Source organism: Kangiella japonica (assembly GCF_039523535.1).
In the GTDB taxonomy this organism is placed as follows: domain Bacteria; phylum Pseudomonadota; class Gammaproteobacteria; order Enterobacterales; family Kangiellaceae; genus Kangiella; species Kangiella japonica.
On sequence record NZ_BAAAFM010000001.1, the window covers coordinates 88078 to 105608 of the forward strand.

General features: G+C 42.7%; 17 protein-coding genes. 9 read left to right on the top strand and 8 right to left on the bottom strand.

The annotated features are described in order from the left end of the window. Positions 1-36 precede the first annotated feature (36 nt). Positions 37-1290 carry a chalcone isomerase family protein gene (locus ABD128_RS00390; protein WP_343985099.1) on the bottom strand — a complete coding sequence of 418 codons (1254 nt, stop codon included), beginning with the start codon at positions 1288-1290 and terminating at the stop codon, positions 37-39. 275 nt (positions 1291-1565) lie between these two features. Between ABD128_RS00390 and ABD128_RS00395 the strand changes: the two genes are divergently transcribed. Continuing rightward, on the top strand, positions 1566-2255 hold the full coding sequence (locus ABD128_RS00395) for a winged helix-turn-helix domain-containing protein (RefSeq protein WP_343985101.1): 690 nt from the start codon (positions 1566-1568) through the stop codon (positions 2253-2255). Continuing rightward, positions 2255-3694, top strand: coding sequence for a sensor histidine kinase (locus tag ABD128_RS00400; protein ID WP_343985103.1), 1440 nt, complete (start codon positions 2255-2257; stop codon positions 3692-3694). The genes ABD128_RS00395 and ABD128_RS00400 overlap by 1 nt, the downstream gene beginning before the upstream one ends. Here the strand turns inward: ABD128_RS00400 and ABD128_RS00405 are convergent. From ABD128_RS00405 to dapA, 3 genes are read right to left on the bottom strand one after another with little or no spacing between them, the layout of a single operon-like run. Further along, entirely contained in the window at positions 3691-4455 is a 765-nt protein-coding gene (locus ABD128_RS00405; protein ID WP_343985105.1) for an MBL fold metallo-hydrolase, read from the bottom strand. The genes ABD128_RS00400 and ABD128_RS00405 overlap by 4 nt on opposite strands. Next, entirely contained in the window at positions 4455-5537 is a 1083-nt protein-coding gene (gene bamC / locus ABD128_RS00410; protein WP_343985107.1) for an NlpB/DapX family lipoprotein, read from the bottom strand. Before bamC ends, ABD128_RS00405 begins: the two co-directional genes overlap by 1 nt. Next, a complete protein-coding gene (gene dapA, locus ABD128_RS00415; RefSeq protein WP_343985109.1) occupies positions 5512-6402 on the bottom strand; it encodes a 4-hydroxy-tetrahydrodipicolinate synthase in 891 nt (296 codons plus the stop codon). Before dapA ends, bamC begins: the two co-directional genes overlap by 26 nt. A 230-nt stretch (positions 6403-6632) precedes the next feature. On the opposite strand from dapA, the gene ABD128_RS00420 reads away from it, so the two are divergent. Together ABD128_RS00420 and ABD128_RS00425 are read left to right on the top strand one after the other, a co-directional pair. Next, the gene (locus tag ABD128_RS00420; RefSeq protein WP_343985111.1) at positions 6633-7100 is read left to right on the top strand and encodes a peroxiredoxin; all 468 of its coding nucleotides are present in this window, start codon (positions 6633-6635) and stop codon (positions 7098-7100) included. A 42-nt stretch (positions 7101-7142) separates the two neighbouring features. Further along, positions 7143-8567 (top strand): PhoH family protein, encoded by a 1425-nt coding sequence (locus ABD128_RS00425; RefSeq protein ID WP_343985113.1) that lies wholly within the window; start codon positions 7143-7145, stop codon positions 8565-8567. 77 nt (positions 8568-8644) lie between these two features. Here ABD128_RS00425 and ABD128_RS00430 read toward each other — a convergent pair whose 3' ends face one another. Continuing rightward, a complete protein-coding gene (locus ABD128_RS00430; RefSeq protein WP_343985115.1) occupies positions 8645-9766 on the bottom strand; it encodes an AI-2E family transporter in 1122 nt (373 codons plus the stop codon). A gap of 139 nt (positions 9767-9905) precedes the next feature. Here ABD128_RS00430 and ABD128_RS00435 point away from each other — a divergent pair, with 139 nt between their 5' ends. Then, positions 9906-11399 (top strand): M48 family metalloprotease, encoded by a 1494-nt coding sequence (locus tag ABD128_RS00435; RefSeq protein WP_343985117.1) that lies wholly within the window; start codon positions 9906-9908, stop codon positions 11397-11399. Positions 11400-11444: 45 nt separating this feature from the next. Here the strand turns inward: ABD128_RS00435 and ABD128_RS00440 are convergent, their stop codons facing one another. Further along, the gene (locus tag ABD128_RS00440; protein WP_343985119.1) at positions 11445-11915 is read right to left on the bottom strand and encodes a TlpA family protein disulfide reductase; all 471 of its coding nucleotides are present in this window, start codon (positions 11913-11915) and stop codon (positions 11445-11447) included. Between the two features lie 168 nt (positions 11916-12083). On the opposite strand from ABD128_RS00440, the gene ABD128_RS00445 reads away from it, so the two are divergent. Then, positions 12084-13670 carry a hypothetical protein gene (locus ABD128_RS00445; RefSeq protein WP_343985121.1) on the top strand — a complete coding sequence of 529 codons (1587 nt, stop codon included), beginning with the start codon at positions 12084-12086 and terminating at the stop codon, positions 13668-13670. On the opposite strand, the gene ABD128_RS00450 is transcribed toward ABD128_RS00445, so the two are convergent. Further along, entirely contained in the window at positions 13629-14843 is a 1215-nt protein-coding gene (locus ABD128_RS00450; protein ID WP_343985123.1) for a YihY family inner membrane protein, read from the bottom strand. The two genes, ABD128_RS00445 and ABD128_RS00450, sit on opposite strands and share 42 nt — an antisense overlap. 47 nt (positions 14844-14890) lie before the next feature. Here ABD128_RS00450 and arsC point away from each other — a divergent pair, with 47 nt between their 5' ends. Genes arsC through ABD128_RS00465 form a run of 3 tightly spaced genes read left to right on the top strand, consistent with a single transcriptional unit; the run spans position 14891 to position 16291 of the window. Further along, positions 14891-15244, top strand: a complete 354-nt coding sequence (gene arsC, locus ABD128_RS00455) for an arsenate reductase (glutaredoxin) (protein ID WP_343985125.1) — start codon at positions 14891-14893, stop codon at positions 15242-15244. 10 nt (positions 15245-15254) lie between these two features. Then, complete coding sequence (wrbA, locus tag ABD128_RS00460; RefSeq protein ID WP_343985127.1) at positions 15255-15848, top strand: NAD(P)H:quinone oxidoreductase; 594 nt, start codon at positions 15255-15257, stop codon at positions 15846-15848. A 41-nt stretch (positions 15849-15889) separates the two neighbouring features. Continuing rightward, a complete protein-coding gene (locus ABD128_RS00465; RefSeq protein WP_343985129.1) occupies positions 15890-16291 on the top strand; it encodes a DUF2069 domain-containing protein in 402 nt (133 codons plus the stop codon). Between the two features lie 102 nt (positions 16292-16393). On the opposite strand, the gene aroC is transcribed toward ABD128_RS00465, so the two are convergent. Further along, positions 16394-17488 carry a chorismate synthase gene (aroC, locus tag ABD128_RS00470; RefSeq protein WP_343985131.1) on the bottom strand — a complete coding sequence of 365 codons (1095 nt, stop codon included), beginning with the start codon at positions 17486-17488 and terminating at the stop codon, positions 16394-16396. Positions 17489-17531: the final 43 nt, after the last annotated feature.

Below are 17531 nucleotides of genomic sequence, written 5' to 3' on the forward strand. Positions count from 1 at the left end.
AGGGGCCCATAGGCCCCTTTGAGACTTACATTAATTCTACATTTGTGGTGCAGGAATTGAAATACTTACCGTCGTTTTAAATGTTTCACCCGGTAAATCTTCTGGCATTGCAGGGAAAGGTACAGAATCGAATAATGCATTCATCACCGCATCATCCAAAATTTTCTCGCCTGAACTACTAACCAGAGCACCACCAACTAAGTCGCCTTCGCGATCAACCTCAATGCTGATAGAAACATCACCATGCGTTTTTCCTTTACGAGGGCGCATAAGTGCAGACTTACCGTGACGACGTAATATATCGCGTTGTGGATATTCAAAATAAGGAACGTAATGTGCACCTAGCTGATCTGAGTATTTTGCACGTATTGCAGCTATTTCAGCTTCTGTAGGACCTGCGGCAGCTTCTGCAGCGGCCTGTTGCTCCGCTAATAGGCGTCTAGCTTCTTCAAGCTCACGTCTTAAACGCTCAGCCTCGGCAACTTCTTCAGCTTTTTGTGCTTGCTCTGCCAGTGCTTTTTGCTCTTCTTCAAGCTTTTGCTGTTCTTGAAGTTTCTTCTGTTCTTCTTGCTTTTTACGTTCTTCTTCTTCACGCTTTTTGCGTTCTTCTTCTTCGCGCTTCTTACGCTCTTCTTCTTCACGTGCTTGAACTGCTGCTTTATCAAACATCGCAATACGAGCTTGGCTTGGCTGTACCGCGCTTAAACGAGTAATAAGTTCTGAGCGTTGAACGCTAGAAACATCGCCTAAAATAGCATCTTTAAACTCTGAGCTTGGAGGTCTATCGCCAACCCAAGTTCTTAAAATCAAAGGGAAAGCAGCTACATCTGTGCGACCGATTTCTGAGCCATTAATGCTGACAACAGTAGCGGATGGTAATGCATCGATAGTAACGATATCGCCTGCAACAAGATCGTTATCCATCAAATTTGCAAAGTCACGAACCGATTTGGCGTTAGAAAGAACACTACTCGCTTCATTGTTATTTTTAATTCTTTCGATCCAGAATCGTTTTAATCGTCGGCCAGATAGATTCTCCGCTAAAACTCTAAGCTCCATGCGTTTCACGCCTGAAGAGCTAACAGCATCTTCTGCATCATCAGTCTTTGTTGTTAAATACAGTGCGTTGAGGAACCACTCCTTTCTCAATTCGCTGTGAACACCAACCCCGTTCAACTCAAGGTTAGAACCTGCAACAGTAGTCTGCTCAGCGGCAACAGATACTTGCGGTTGGGTTAAAAGTGCTACAGTGGAAAGAAAGTAAGTTAGTATTAGTATAAGTTTTTTCATTAAATAGCAGCCATTGTTAGTCAAGTAACGTAATTATTGTCAAAAATTATGACACAGTTCATATTGTAAGAGTTTAAAGCTTAATTGCAAGTTTCAATCACAACTGTAAGCCATTGATTTAAATAGACTTAATTATGTTTAAAAAAAATAAATTCAAATCTATTTTATAAAAACCTTAAACTTTTCTTTATACTGCATAACTTAATTGATTGACCTAACACAGTAAATAAGGCAATTTATCTTACTCTTGGGGAACACTCACATAAATTATTATTATGAATGACACTATTTTTCTGGTCGAAGATGACGAGAAGCTTTCTGGTTTGATCGCAGACTTTTTAAGAACGCATAACTTTAACGTTTTAATAGAAAGCAATGGCAGTAGAGCTATTGAGTATATTCAGAAAAGTCAGCCTCGTGCTGTAATTTTGGATGTAATGCTACCTGGCGCTGATGGTTTTACCATTTGCCGCACCGTCCGCCCTGACTATCAAGGCCCAATCTTGATGTTGACATCCCTAAGCGATGAAATTGACGAGATTGCCGGGCTTGAAAATGGTGCTGATGATTACTTAAGCAAACCGGTTAAATCACACGTATTACTCGCCCACTTACGAGCTCTATTACGTCGAATTGAATCTGAGGAGCCGGTCAACAATCAAGCCAAAGTCATCACCGCAGGGAATATTTCAATTAATGCTCAAAACCGTAGCGTTAGTTGCAAGGGGCAAGAAGTTCACCTCACTACGGCAGAATACAACTTGTTATGGCTATTGGCTGAGCGGTCTGGTGAAGTGGTTAGCCGTGAAGAGTTGCATCGCAAAACCTTTAAGCTTGAATATGACGGGACTGATCGAAGTATTGATTTGCGCATATCAAGACTCAGACGTAAACTTGGTGATGACCCAAGATTACCCTACATCATCAAGACCATTCGAGGTGAAGGTTACCTTCTAGCAGTTTAATGAAACGAAGCATTGCCTTACTTTTAATTCTGGTTTCCATTAACTTTTGTGGCTTTATCGCCATGTACTATGTCTATTTACCTTGGGTAAATAAACTGGACAATCGGCAGTTAACAGAATCTATCTTGTCTGACGTTCGTTACCTTAACGTCAGACTCTCCCTGTTAGATTACAGTTATTCACCACAGACAATAGCCAAAGCCGAACATGAGTTAAAAGTAAAAATTGCGACGACAACACAAGAGCAATTGGGTATCGACAACGCGAGCTTCGAGACCTTAAGAAATAACCGCTACGGCATAAATATGAAGCGCCCAGATGGGCCTGTCGCCTACCTCCTTCTTAATGACAACAAAACTATTTTAACGCTAGGTCCCTACCCTGTTATAGACAGCGGAATTAGCGCCAGAGACTGGTTAGCCTATCTGTTCATCATCTTGATCGCCAACTTTATAGTGGTGTTAATAGTATATCGCCACGTTAACGAGTATTTAAAAGTAGCCATCAGGGCGATAAAGGAATTGGATTTAGGCGGCTTGCGCTTAAAGCCGATAAAGTCTCCTCTGACTAATATTGCGGTTAACACCCCTAGAATTGTCAATCATATCAATGGCTTAAAAAGACAACATCAACAAAGTCTGTATAACCAACGTGACTTAATGCATGCTGTTGCTCATGAGTTTCGTGGGCCCATGGCGCGCCTCAGTTTCGCCTTAGATTTATTCAGTCAAACAGATGCCGAAGATCGCCGCAAACAACTGGCCAATGACATGGACGAGGCACTAGTCGAGCTCGACCAATTAGTTAATGAAGTGTTAGGATATTCACGCTTAAAAGATGGTCGATTCCCATTAGAGTTAGAGCATTTTGACCTGAGAAAAATCGCCAATAGTGTGATAGAAAAAGTAAAAACCATTTATCCCGACAAACAGTTCGTTCTATATTCTGAACCATCTAAATCTATACCACTTTATGCAGACTGCAATTTAATCGATCGAGTCATGATCAATCTAATTCGAAACGCAGCACGTTTTTCAAAATCAAAAGTCAAAGTTGCTTTGGTACGCTTCAAAGAAAGCATCGAGATTCGGGTAGAAGATGACGGGCCAGGCATTCCTCCTGGTAAAAGAATCAGGGTTTTTGAACCCTTCACTCGTCTAGACTTTAGCCGCAATAGAGACTCTGGTGGCGCTGGTTTGGGCTTAGCCATTGCTAAAGGTATTATAAACCGTCATAAAGGAACTATATGGGCTGAAGATAGCAGAGAGCTTGGCGGCGCAGTCTTTACTATTCACATGCCACTTAAACAAAACTCGGCACAAAATAAAGGTGAAGACCCTCAGGCTTCATTAGGTTCAAGAGGAAACCCTAACTCCCCTTTACAAAAATTGCGAGAGCACAAGCGGGCTACTGATAAAGCTAATAAGAATAAATTTTAGTCTAAAGTAAACCAGCCGAACCCTTCATTTTGTTGTGCTATAATCACCTCTTCTTCTGGCCAGCCGATTGACTCTGCCACTGAGGTTTGCACTAATTTAGGGCAGTTATTTTGTTCACTAATATGGCTCGCTATTAACAGCTTTAGGCGGTCGTTCATGACACTTTTAAGAAGCTCAATGGCTTGGCGATTGCTCATATGACCCAAGGGTCCACCCACTCGTTGTTTCAAGCTTCTGGGGTACGGACCTTGCCACAACATCTCTTCGTCGTGATTACACTCAAGCAACAACCCATCACAGGTGCTAAGTGTAGCTACGATTTCGGGCGTATAGGAGCCCAAATCGGTTAGTATAGCCAATCGCTTTCCAGCCACCTCAAACATATACTGACAGGGCTCTCGCGCGTCGTGAGGAACCGATATAGGCATCACTTTAAGGTCAGCAATATGAAAGTCTTGAAAACCTTCAATAATTGAATAGCGCTCCAACCTGCCACACTTACCGGAAAGCAAGCTACCGCGTGTAGACCATACAGGAATATCAAATTTTCGACTTAGAGGACCTATGCCGCTAATATGGTCCTGGTGCTCGTGAGTGACCAGTAGTGCGTCTAGTTCAGTCGGCGCAACCTCAAGGCGTTCTAAACGTTTTAAGGTTTCTTTTAAAGTAAAGCCACAGTCAACCATGACCGTGGCTTCTTTACTTGATATGAGTGTTGAGTTGCCTTTGCTTCCAGAACCCAGCGAAGCGACTTTTATCACTAATTGGTGCCCTTCCCACGCTTAAATTCCGCAGAGACTTCAGGGTAAATTCGAGTGATAATATTTGATTCAAGTAAGTTACCTTCAGCACCATAGAAGTTCATGCTCGTACCACCAGCGCTCAACTCAAATAACTTAATTTGGTAACTACCGGGATCTAGTTCTACTTTTGCTGCGTCTTCATCATCACCAAACCATGACCAAAAACCATCATCAGGCTCTTTAACGTTGAAATAATAGGTTCTCTCCGAACGATCATGATCGGTTATCTCAAGGTTTAGCGCAGTCAATACTCTTGGCAACTGTTCCCAAACCGCTAACACTTCACGCTCAGTAATTAGCGCTAAAGAACCTTGGTCGTTATAACCGAGTTCCACATCGATTTTGGCTTGTTGCAGAATTCTTTCACGAGCTTCGCGAGTTCGCTCCGAATCATAATAGCCAACGAAGTAATTCAAGAACTGTTTAGCCACACGTTCGGAAGTATCAACATCAACCCACTGCTCATCCTTTTCTTGCTGATAAGCAAGGTGTTTAGCCTGTAGGGCTACTTCATTCGGCTTCTTGTCCACAATATTCAAACTAAACTTATGACGCTGATTATCGACGTGATAGGGACCTAAACGCTCTGAGATTTTGCTTTCACCATCAGTAACTACCCATTCAGTTGAAATGCTATCGTTACTTGGCTCTTGGTAGGCAATGCTTTGTGAGTTCATAAAACGCTCAATATAAGCAATCAATTCGCTCTCGGATGCACGAATCCAAACTGTTGGTTCAGCACGCTCCGTATCCACCCATACGCCATCACCTGCTATCAACAGCAACTGAGGTGGCTCTAAACTAAGCTTTTTCCCCTTGGCATCTCGCTGCGTAATAACCGCTCCTTCTGGCACACGATAACTATCAGTGGCTTTGATTTCGGAGTTTCCTGGTGGTAATTGAAGTTGTGGCCCTTTTGGGCTTTTCATGTAGCTATCATCAATGTCTTCCGTACCATCAGAAGTCGCACAAGCTGATACAAATAAAGCCGAAGCTATTGATAGTGATAAAATTTTAATTGTTTTTTGATAATTCAACATTCGCCTGTTCCAGTGCAGTTGTAACTTGTGAGTGGAAGTTTTTATCCAATTCGGTTAATGGTAAACGAATACCGCGCCCCATTTTATTCATTCGGTTTAGCGCCCACTTCACAGGAATTGGGTTTGCTTCAACAAAAAGCTTCTCGTTTAAGCCGGTCAGTTTATCGTTGATTAACGCTGCTTGCTTCCAGTTTTGTGCTTCCGCTAACTGACACATCTTACTCATCAAGGCTGGCGCGACATTAGCCGTAACCGAAATTACGCCGTGACCACCAAGCTTCATGAAGTCATATGCCGTAGCATCGTCACCACTTAATATGGTGATTGGAGTTTCCAGTAAGCGATTTAGTTCCGTAACTCTTGAGACGTCACCAGTGGCATCTTTAATCGCTACAATGTTATCGATATTTGCCAGTTTCGCAGTGGTCTCAGGAAGCAAGTCCACCGCCGTTCGGCCAGGCACATTGTATAAAATAATCGGCAGTTCGCAATTGTTGGCTACCAACTGAAAGTGCTTATAAAGCCCCTTTTGAGTTGGTTTACAGTAATAAGGCGTCACAACTAACGCGCCGTCAGCACCAAGATTCTTTACTTTGTTAGTAAGCTCGATCGTTTTATCGGTACTCATAGCACCGCTACCGGCGATGACTTTAATCTTACCATCAGCTTGCGACACCACAGTTTCAATCACAGAAATATATTCGTCTTCTGTGACCGTACCAGACTCACCTGTTGTGCCCATCACAACGATGCCGTCGGTGCCTTCATCAATGTGCCAATCGACTAAGTCACGCAAAGCGTTTAAATCAATCTCACCGCTATCAGTCATCGGTGTAACAATCGCAACAATACTACCTGAAAACATATCTATTTCCTCTTTATACGCAGCGCTATGTTAGCTAGCAAAAGGTTTGAAAACAACCATAAATAGAAAAAACGCTGTGATAGCTTGCGGCATTAAAATTTCTGACGTACAGTGATACTAAGCTCTATTTATACCCTAAAAAGAGCAATTCAGAATTTAAAAAATGCATACAGTGCAAAATATAAACAATTAACACTCAATTAGTATAAAAATCATACAGGAGGCTGAAATTGAGCCAACCGCAGTTGAATAAGAAAGCACCAAACTTTGATTTACCTGCAACTGGAGAGAAAAACCTTTCCCTGAAAGACTTCAAAGATAAAAATCTTGTTATTTACTTTTACCCTAAAGATAACACACCAGGCTGCATCACCGAAGGTCAAAACTTCCGCGATCTCTACGCTGAGTTTCAAAAACACGATACTGAAATTGTTGGAGTTTCCCGAGATAGCGTGCGCGTTCACGAAGGATTCAAGAAAAAACAAGAGTTTCCTTTTGAACTCCTCAGCGATAAGGATGAAGAAATGTGTAAAGCCTACGACGTTATCAAACTTAAAAAAATGTTCGGCAAAGAGTACATGGGCATTGAGCGCAGTACTTTCTTGATCGATAAAAGTGGCAAACTACGTCAAGAATGGCGCAAAGTTAAGGTAAAGGGACATGCGGAAGAAGTTCTTGAAGCAGTAAAATCGCTATAACTATAGGTCCTTATTGAAAAGGAACCGACTCAAGGAGCCCAAATGGTAAAACCTAAAATTGATGGTAAACGTCTTTTTGTTTTAGATACCAATGTGCTGATGCACGATCCAACCGCCCTCTTTCGCTTTGAGGAACACGATATACTGATACCTATGGTAGTCCTCGAAGAGTTAGATGCCGGGAAGAAAGGGCTCTCGGAGGTGGCCCGAAACGTGAGGCAAGTTAGCCGTTATCTTGATGACCTTCTTTCCATCTCTGAGGATGATAAAGATCCGATGAAAGAAGGCATTCCGATTGGAATGCTTCCGCAAATACAAGATCCCACAAAACACGGCAAAATATACTTTCAAACCAAAGACCATATCGACCGCCTTCCAGATTCACTTCCTAGTAGTAAAGCTGATAATACTATTCTTAACGTGGCGCTGGCTCTACAGGCAAACGAATCAAGCAAAACCGTAACCCTCGTCTCGAAAGATATTAACTTGCGTATTAAAGCGAATATTGTCGGGGTCCATTCAGAAGATTATTTCAACGACAAAGTATTAGACGATGTTGAACAGCTTCAAACAGGTCATTACGAACTACCTGAAGACTTCTGGGATACTCATAGTCGTGATATCGATTCGTGGCAAGAAGAAGGTCATACTTACTATAAAATCAAAGGGCCGTTGGTTAGCGAATGGTCTGTAAATCTATGCCTGTACCAACCTAATGACAATTTTGAAGCCATCGTTCGAGAAATTGAAGATGAGGATTCTGACTCGCCGACAGCTTTAATCGAGCTACTGACCGATTACCGCAACGACAGCCATAATATTTGGGGCATTACCGCTAGAAACCGTGAACAGAGCTTTGCCTTGAACTTATTGATGGATCCTGAGATTGATTTCGTCACCCTACAAGGCCCAGCAGGTACGGGTAAAACCCTCCTTGCCCTCGCTGCAGCATTGGAGCAAGCGATTGAGCTCAAACGTTATAAGGAAATTATTGTTACCCGCGTAACCGTTTCGGTCGGCGAAGATATAGGTTTTCTACCGGGAACTGAAGAAGAGAAAATGACACCGTGGATGGGGGCATTGATGGACAATTTAGAAGTCCTCTCTCCAACCGATAACGATGAATGGGGAGTCGCCGCCACTCATGATCTCTTAAGAAAGTGGATCAAGGTTCGCTCTCTTAATTTTATGCGCGGTAGAACCTTCTTGAATAAATTCATCATCATCGATGAAGCTCAAAACTTAACCTCGAAACAGATGAAAACCTTAATCACGCGTGCTGGCCCTGGCACAAAAGTGGTCTGTATGGGGAATGTGGCGCAAATTGATACGCCTTATTTAACGGAAACGACTTCGGGCATAACCTTTGTAGTGGATCGCTTTAAAAACTGGCGCCATTCAGGGCACATCACTCTGAAGCGTGGCGAACGCTCGCGTCTGGCGGATTACGCTACTGAACTACTCTAAACATTTATCCTTCACAAACAAAAAGCCCCGCTTTAAGCAGGGCTTTTTTTATAAAAAGTACTCAATCAGCCTTTGTACTAGTCGGCATCAACGTGCTGCTCAATAGCCAAGGTTTCATCAGCCTTAGAGTCATCATGCTCGCTTTGATACTCTTTGTGTTCTTTAACGGCACTCAAGGTTGCGTTAACGAGTATCGCCAAGGGTATAGCGAAGAAAACACCCCAGAAGCCCCACAAGCCGCCAAAGAGTAGTATGGCACCAATAATAGCCACAGGATGCAGGTTCACGGCTTCTGAGAAAATAAGTGGAACCAGAACGTTACCGTCAAGGATTTGGATGATTAAATACACCGCCATCAAAATATAGAAGTCCTGCCCCAGCCCCCATTGGAAAAAACCAATTAATGCTACAGGAATGGTGACTAACGCAGCCCCCACATAGGGAATCAGCACAGACAAGCCCACACAAACGGCAAGTAATAGCGCATAGTTGAGCCCCATGATTGCAAATGCGATGTAAGATGCTACACCTACGATAATGATTTCAAGCACCTTACCGCGGATATAATTACCTATTTGGCGATTAACTTCGCTCCAAACGCTTTCTGCTAAGTGACGTTCTTTAGGTAGCCATTGACTACACCAGCCGAAAATTATTTGTCGGTCTTTTAAGAAGAAGAAAACAAGTAGTGGCACTAAAACGATATAGACCAATAAGCTTGCAACACTCATCAATGAGCTAAATGAAGCAGTAAGAATGGCTTCCCCCATGCTACCCAACTCGGTATTAAGACTAGTGATAAAAGCATCCACCTGCTCGGTAGTTACAAAGTTTGGGTATTTATCGGGGAGCTCTAACACTTGCTCTTTGAGTTTTAACATGATGTTAGGCAGCTCAGTAATTAGCCGCGTACCTTGCTTCCAAATAATTGGGATTAAGCCAAGAAAGATCACGATGGAAATACCAATAAAGCCCGAAAACACAATTAAGACCGAACTTAAGCGACCGACCTTGTGTTTTTGCAGGGAACTCACTGCCCACTCTAACAAATACGCAATCACAAGCGCCCACAAAATCGGTGCCAAAATGTCACCAACCGTTAAAATCACAAATAAGCCGACAATGATCAGCATTGTCAAAACAACAGTCGCTGGGCTAGAAAAGTTTCGTTGGAACCAGCGAGTAAAGATTGAATTCATTCATCTCTCACTATCGAAGGCAAACCACTATTTGCAATGGTTTGATTATAATTTAGGCAACTTTAAGCTGCTATAGATGGAAAGCCGTATTTTGATTGAACTTTTATCATACTAGCCCCATCATATACAGTAACTTTACATGTATTTTATCAAAATGGGCAGAAGCACTCTTAATAAACTTTCCATGATTGCTGCGAGCACTTTGCTTGCGGTGAGTTCTGCGTGTGTACAAATGTCGGCACATGCAGATGAAATCAGCCTGCCCAAACTTGGTGACGCCGCTGGTTCTACCCTTTCCGTTGCCCAAGAGCAACAGATTGGGGATGATATTATGCGCCAAATTCGTCGCAGCGAATTTCTAATGAAAGACCCCATCGTGACTGATTATATTCAACATTTAGGTTACCGCTTAGTAGCAGCTAACCCGGATGCATTGGGCCGCCAGTTTCAATTTTTCGTCATCCAAGAAAACTCTATCAACGCCTTCGCACTTCCTGGTGGCTACGTAGGAATTCACTCAGGCTTAATAACTGCATCGCGAAGTGAAAGCGAGTTAGCGTCAGTTCTAGGACACGAAGTGGCTCACGTTACTCAGCGACATTTAGCACGCAGACTAGAGCGACAGAACGACTTGACCTTGCCTTCAATTTTGGGGCTAATTGCGTCCGTCTTAGTCGCGACTCAAGACCCTGAAGCAGGCATGGCCGGAGTGGCAGCGACTCAGGCGGCTGGCCAACAAAGCATTATTAATCACACTCGTGATAACGAAAAAGAAGCCGACAGGATCGGGATCACCATGCTATCCGCAGCGGGCTTTGATGTCAGTGCTGCCGCCGACTTCTTTGAAACCTTGCAACAAGCGAGCCGTTATACCTTCAAACCGCCAGAGATTTTATTGACTCACCCCTTATCGAGAAATCGTATTGCGGCAGCAAGAGAACGAGCCGAGTTATACCCTAAGATTGATTACCAAGACTCAATCGACTATTTTTTGGTGAAGTCGCGAGTCCGTAGCCAAAATCTCATCAATGATAAAGAAGCCTTTCGTGAACTAGAGTCTCGCTTTAACAAAAGCCAGTTAAATAGTCTTGAAGAGCTTTATCTTTATGCTGAACTTCTAAAAATGCGTGGCAACAACTCATTAGCGATTAAAGTGCTATCGAATCTCTATCAAGAGCACTCAAGCAATCAACTACTTCTGTTTAGTTTAGCTGAAGCCCACCTTGCTCACGGCAGTGGTCAAGAAATGCTTCCTTTATTGGAGTCCCAGCTAAGCAAAACCCCTGACTCTACCAAGTTACTTTTAGCAACCTCAGAAATCTATATCCGTAGCGGTCAACCGACCAAAGCTGAAAGTTTACTGCTGCGCTATGCTGACGTTCATCAAAAGAACCCTAGCTACCTAAAGTTACTGGCAAAAGCCCAAGCTGACGCCGGCAACACGCCTGAAATGTACGAAACTACAGGCCAGTACTTGATGTTACTCGGTGATTTGCGCTCCGCTAAAAAACATTATGAGAGAGCTTTGAATGCAACCTCAAAAGACCCCTATGCCCAAACCAGAATCCAGGCACGGTTAGACGATGTGCGCCAGAAAATGAGAGCGGTACTAAAAGCCCAGTCTGAGCGGTAGATTTTTAATAAGTAGTATTGGTCGCCTAGCCTGTAGAAGCCCCCATTAACTTGAGACTTCTGTGTTTTCTATTTTATTGATGATTTCAAGAATTTTAGAACGGTCAACTTTACCTAAAATAGGCCCCATGGCTTGTCCACTAGGGCTAATTAGATATGTTCCAGGTAAACTTTGTGGTTTCTCCACAGGCAGAAACGGCATCGGCTCTGTTGCGATTATCGGATAGCTGATATCGTACTTTTCGACTAGCTGCTGCAACTCATGGTTAGACAGTTTATCGTAACTAACGCCAATGACCGCAATTTCGGGGTTTTCTAATGCTAGTTTGCCAAGCTCAGGAATTTCCTCAAGACACGGAGGACACCATTCAGCCCAGAAATTTATCACTAGCCATTGACCTTTATAGTCTTCAATGGTCTTTTCTTCCCCTGATAATAATTGAAAGCTATTTTCATTAGAGCAAGCAGCGAGCAGACTTAATGCTGTTAACAATGCAGCTAGCAGAAGTTTCTTCATAAGATATCAACCTAAATCAATTACTTAAATGTTATTGTGTGAATAGTTGTTGATGCTATCAAGCCCGTTAAATAAGTAGACTAAGCCATCCTTTTTCGGCATTATTATACTAACAAAGCCAATAAAGCTTAAAGCAATAACAGTGAATCATCGGCTTAAGGAATAATAATGGACTCGATACAATTAACTTACCCGACGACCCAACAGGGTCAAAAGTTTATGATGGACAATAAGCCGAGCGCTGTAAAGCAGTGGCTGTCACATCTTACATTTTCAGACGTTAATAAGTCCTTAGAACAATTACTACAAGCCTTAAAAACTTCTAATCGAACCGAGTATAAATTAGCCCACCGCGAAGAAAACCTTGCAACTCTTGAAAAAGGCTATTTGCGTTTAAGCCACCATTTCCGTGAGCATAACGATGAGCGCCAGATAATCCCAACCGATAATCAGCTAAAGCTTCTAAGCGCTTTAACCTCCGAGATGGCCTATGGCTATAAGCGCGTAGTCCATGAGTTAACAGAGCAACGGGTACTATTGAATAAAAGCTCACGTTTAGCAAAAGCGATCAACCAGGCACAACACTTTCTTGGCTTACACTTGATTGAGCACTATCAGCAGTACTCCCCAGTCCCAAGTTATATTTGGCATGAGTTACATAAGCTTTATCTCTTTTCAGAGCAGGAAAAGCTGCATAAGGTTAAAATTAAAAGCTCTAATGACTGCCTCACTGCATTAAATACTATTGAAAATACCTATAAACGAAACTGTTTGATGTCGGTGATAAACCCTTACCATGTTGAAGATAATCAACATTGGCATCTCTTTAAATACTTTAGCCAGTGGGGCCACAAGGCCATTATTTCGGCGGATCTTAAAAAGTACTCCAAGAGTGAGTGTTTTGTCATCGATCTTACTAGTTCTCACCGACCTGAATATGCAGAGTCCGATAAGGAATATGAAGAACATACGTTTTATAGACTTCTAATAACCAGTAAGCTTTTGGACGAACTTGATAAGCATTTATTTGCCTATGAAGAAAAAAAAGTTTTACCTAAAGATAGCTTCTATTCCGCAATCGACAAAACCGTCGCTTTTAAACTGCTCCAACAAATCTACGCTTATTGCGATCATCATATCGAGCGTAAAGATGCACGCTATCCTGTTATTAGTAATGTAAGCCTTGTGTTTGGCCTAGGAAATGTGGTCAGAGTATTGCTTGACGAAAACACCTCCGACAGCAGTGAGCAATTAGATCTCGCCTTAAAAGAGTTGCTGGGAAAAGATTATCACCATCAAACTAAATGGCTGGCTGTGAATTACAGCAACGGTGGTATTTGTGTCCGCCAATCGAAGGAGGACGTAACTCAACTTAAAATTGGTAGTCTTGTTCTGCTTAAAAGAAACATTAACAACAAGCCACAAAAAAGCTGGCAGCTCGGAATCATCAGATGGTTAAGTGGTAAACGCAATACTGGAGCAACTATTGGCGTTGAATATATTCATGGACAAAAGATTCCTGCTCGATATTTAACCAAAAATAAAGAAGGTGAGCTTATTAAGCATAAGGTTTTGTTGGTCTCCCCTTTTAATAATCAAGAAACCCTCATGATAGCTCCTAAAAATTTACTCGGAGACAACAAAACCATAGCACTTGAATACAACAACACTGTCGTTGATCATCAAGTGCTCCACACAGAAGAATCTAACTCATTAATCTCGATCTTTACTATCAGCAGAAGTGACGTCAACTGAGGTAATTGGAACATCCAATGCCTCATTGATAGCAGCGTTGGCTGACTCTAAATGCTCCGCGAAGAAAGTATCTTTATCAATAGCTAAAGTCTGATTATTATTCGGTAAGCGCCAATTCCCTTGTCGATAGACACGCCCAATAGTGAGATCATCGGCATTAAGCTTTAAGCAATATTCGCCACTCTCTAATTTAGCGACATAGTTTAATGACTGTAATTGATTGACTAGTTGCCTTAAGGTTTGACCGTGTAAGTAAGAAAACTTACTACGTAACTGATCGATACTAATAGAGCTTTCACTGGACTGAGCTTGAGCAAGAAACTGCAATATCTTCAAGATCGATATAAAGTCATGTTCGGTTTTTTCGCGCTTCATCTCGAATCGATGCAAGGCAAAACAGATCACCACCCCTAGCATCAAAATTAACCATGAAAAAAATACCCATAGGAAAAACAAAGGGATTGCCGTTATCGCACCGTAAATCACTTCATAGGTAGAAAATTTGGCTACAAATATGGCAAAACCATATTTTGCCAGTTCAAACAATAACGCTGTGATGGTCGCTGCAATCAACGCTTTTGTGAATTTAACATGGCTAAAAGGGGTCACCATATAAAGCGTCGTAAAGGCTAAAACTATTAAAAGGAACGGCAAACCAAAGGTTAGAACACCATTAATGCTAGATACCAGTGGCAGGGTCGCGAAATAAGACGATGCTGCCAAGCTAGCGGCAATTAATATCGGGGCTAACGTGAGCATTGCCCAATATGAAACCCACTTATGAATGCCTCGGCGCTGATTCTTGGTTTCCCAAACCGTATTGATAGCACGGTCAATTGCACGCATCAGCATCATCGAGGTCAAGAATAAAAATGCAAATCCCACTGCGGAGAGATTTTTAGACTTTGAGACATACTCGTTTAAGTGCTCTTGTACAGCTAAACCTGTTTCTGGCATAAAGTTCTTAAAGATCAGCTCCTGCACCTGAACATTCAAGTTATCAAAAGCAGGAAATATAGCCATTAAACTGACAGCCACAGTCATCAGTGGCACCAATGCCAACATAGTGTTTAACGTCAATTCAGCCGCCATTGAGCTGCTATTTTTTTTCGCAAACTCGCTAAACACGAACTTAACAAAGGCTTTTAGCCATTTAACCCTTTTTTCTAACATCAATTATGCCTAGAATAGTCACATCAATTTTTAAACTTTAAACTATTATGAATGATTTTAACATCTTACATAACCCTCGTTGCTCAAAATCTCGCCAAACTTTGGAATTGCTTCAAGAAAATGGTGTAGAGCCGACAATTATTAAATACCTAGAAACCCCACCTTCAGCCTCGACGCTTCAGTCTATCGTTAAAAACCTTGGCGTCAGTCCGCGTGAAATTCTACGCACTAAAGAAGCCGAATATAAAGAAGCTGGGCTCGACAACAAAGAGCTTAGTGATGACCAAGTTATAGACTTGATGACACAATACCCGAAGGTTATAGAACGCCCTATAGTGTTTAACGACTCAGTAGCTGCGGTTGGCCGCCCGCCTGAAAATGTTTTAAAGCTAATTAAGTAACTAAACCTCAATGATTACTGTTTTAGTTCTTTATTATTCGCGCCATGGCAATACACGCTCGATGGCACGATTGATTGCGCGTGGTATTGAGCAAGAAGGTTGCCAAGCCATGTTGCGCACAGTACCGCCCATCAGCGCCAACCACGAAGCGACCTCTGAAGCGATTCCTAGCGAAGGCGAACCTTACGTTACTCTAGAAGACTTAGAGCAATGCGGCGGTCTAGTACTAGGCAGTCCAACACGTTTTGGAAACATGGCCGCACCCTTGAAGTATTTCCTAGAAACAACCTCATCACAGTGGCTATCTGGCAAACTTACTGGCAAACCTGCGAGCGTCTTTACCTCAACCAGTTCAATGCATGGCGGTCAAGAGTCAACCCTACTGACCATGATGGTTCCTTTGTTGCATCATGGTATGGTTATTATGGGCATCCCCTATTCAGAAACTGAGCTAGTCACAACAACCACCGGCGGAACCCCTTACGGTGCATCTCACGTCGCTGGAGCGGATAGCGATTACCAAATTAGTGACTCGGAGAAAGCACTCTGTATCGCCCAAGGCAAACGTATGGCAGTATTAGCAAAAAAACTAAGCCAAGCGTAAAGAGTCAATCGCAAAAAAGAAATGATGAGTTAAATCAAACTATGAATATCCACTTAAAAAAAGCACTTAGAGCAAGACTCATTGCCGTAGCCAGTTTCCTCGCTATCGTTATCATTCTTCCGGTATTCATCTGGCTGAATCATGAAAAACCTGCGCTAAGATGGTTGTCATTGGCCATTTGGTGGGCTCCGCTTTTGCTAGCGGTACCAGGCATGTTTAAAGGCAAAACCTACACCTACGGCTGGACAGGGTTTATTATCTTACTGCCCTTCTTCTACGCCTTCTTTTACATTACCGAGCCAACAAAAGTTGTCTGGGCATCGGTTATTGTGGTGCTTTCGGTAATTTATTTCTTAATGTCCGTTAGCTATGTAAAACAATTTGCCTTATCGCAAGGCGTGAAAACCAATGCCGATGCGAAGAAAGCGAAAGGGATAGAGTAATCATATATTCGTAAGCTAACGCGACATAAAAGTTTTGACGTTTAAAAGCAAAAGGTTGGGAAATCCCAACCTTTTTTATTGATAAAACGAACAATATAGCCTTTAGCAATCAAAAAGGTTTTTATAAGCTCTAAAACGTAAGAAGTGATCGCATAATACTAGTGCAGCCATAGCTTCTACGATAGGTACGGCTCTTGGCAAAACACAAGGATCGTGGCGCCCTCGCCCATGAAATACAACATCCTCGCCCGCTAGATTTACCGTTTCCTGCTCTCTGATAATGGTGGGTGTTGGCTTAAAAGCCACTCGGAATACTACTGGCATGCCGTTTGAAATACCGCCCTGTACACCACCCGAATGGTTGGTTTTCGTGCTCACAGTACCACTGTCATCGAAGAAAACATCGTTGTGAGTTGAGCCTTGCATAAAGGTACCGCCAAATCCTGAGCCAATTTCAAAGCCCTTGCTGGCGTTAATCGACAACATAGCTTTGGCCAAGTCTGCCTCTAATTTATCAAACACAGGCTCACCTAAGCCAACAGGCACGTTTCGTAGCTGACACTCGACCACTCCACCTAGAGAATCCCCGGATTTACGCGCAGCTTCTATCTTGCTAACCATATTTTGTGCAAGCTCTTCATCAGGACAACGAACAAGATTAGTTTCTATTAACTCAGGTCGAATATCTTCAGGCGCAACTTTTAACTCTAAGTCTTGGACGCTTTTTACATAACCAATAATATCCACACCCAAAGCTTTTTTCAGGACTTTTCGAGCGACAGCGCCTGCGGCTACATGCCCTGCGGTAACTCGAGCAGAACTTCGACCACCGCCTGCGACGTCTCTAATACCGTACTTTTTCTGATAGGTAAAATCGGCATGGCTTGGACGATATAGCTTCGCCATTTCCGAGTAGTCTTTGCTTTTTTGATCTTTGTTGCGAATGTAGAGCGTTAATGCTGTGCCGGTGGTCACACCATCGACAGTACCCGATAGAATCTCAACAGCATCGGCTTCATCGCGACGTGTCGTAATCGAGCTTTGGCCCGGGCGACGCTTATCCAAAAATGGTTGGATATCTTCTTCCGACAATGGCATTCCTGCTGGGCAGCCCTCAACCACAACTCCAATCCCTTTACCATGGGATTCGCCCCAATTAGTGATTTTGAATAATTTACCGAAGCTGTCACCCGCCATTGTATGAACTCCCATTCATAAATATTTTGTTAATCAATTAAGC

What these genes read in the sequence shown, in the direction of transcription:
- ABD128_RS00390 (WP_343985099.1), bottom strand. Translation starts at nt 1,290, where the DNA reads ATGAAAAAACTTATACTAATACTAACTTACTTTCTTTCCACTGTAGCA.
- ABD128_RS00395 (WP_343985101.1), top strand. Translation starts at nt 1,566, where the DNA reads ATGAATGACACTATTTTTCTGGTCGAAGATGACGAGAAGCTTTCTGGT.
- ABD128_RS00400 (WP_343985103.1), top strand. Translation starts at nt 2,255, where the DNA reads ATGAAACGAAGCATTGCCTTACTTTTAATTCTGGTTTCCATTAACTTT.
- bamC (WP_343985107.1), bottom strand. Translation starts at nt 5,537, where the DNA reads ATGTTGAATTATCAAAAAACAATTAAAATTTTATCACTATCAATAGCT.
- dapA (WP_343985109.1), bottom strand. Translation starts at nt 6,402, where the DNA reads ATGTTTTCAGGTAGTATTGTTGCGATTGTTACACCGATGACTGATAGC.
- ABD128_RS00425 (WP_343985113.1), top strand. Translation starts at nt 7,143, where the DNA reads ATGGTAAAACCTAAAATTGATGGTAAACGTCTTTTTGTTTTAGATACC.
- ABD128_RS00430 (WP_343985115.1), bottom strand. Translation starts at nt 9,766, where the DNA reads ATGAATTCAATCTTTACTCGCTGGTTCCAACGAAACTTTTCTAGCCCA.
- ABD128_RS00435 (WP_343985117.1), top strand. Translation starts at nt 9,906, where the DNA reads ATGTATTTTATCAAAATGGGCAGAAGCACTCTTAATAAACTTTCCATG.
- ABD128_RS00440 (WP_343985119.1), bottom strand. Translation starts at nt 11,915, where the DNA reads ATGAAGAAACTTCTGCTAGCTGCATTGTTAACAGCATTAAGTCTGCTC.
- ABD128_RS00445 (WP_343985121.1), top strand. Translation starts at nt 12,084, where the DNA reads ATGGACTCGATACAATTAACTTACCCGACGACCCAACAGGGTCAAAAG.
- ABD128_RS00450 (WP_343985123.1), bottom strand. Translation starts at nt 14,843, where the DNA reads ATGTTAGAAAAAAGGGTTAAATGGCTAAAAGCCTTTGTTAAGTTCGTG.
- arsC (WP_343985125.1), top strand. Translation starts at nt 14,891, where the DNA reads ATGAATGATTTTAACATCTTACATAACCCTCGTTGCTCAAAATCTCGC.
- wrbA (WP_343985127.1), top strand. Translation starts at nt 15,255, where the DNA reads ATGATTACTGTTTTAGTTCTTTATTATTCGCGCCATGGCAATACACGC.
- ABD128_RS00465 (WP_343985129.1), top strand. Translation starts at nt 15,890, where the DNA reads ATGAATATCCACTTAAAAAAAGCACTTAGAGCAAGACTCATTGCCGTA.
- aroC (WP_343985131.1), bottom strand. Translation starts at nt 17,488, where the DNA reads ATGGCGGGTGACAGCTTCGGTAAATTATTCAAAATCACTAATTGGGGC.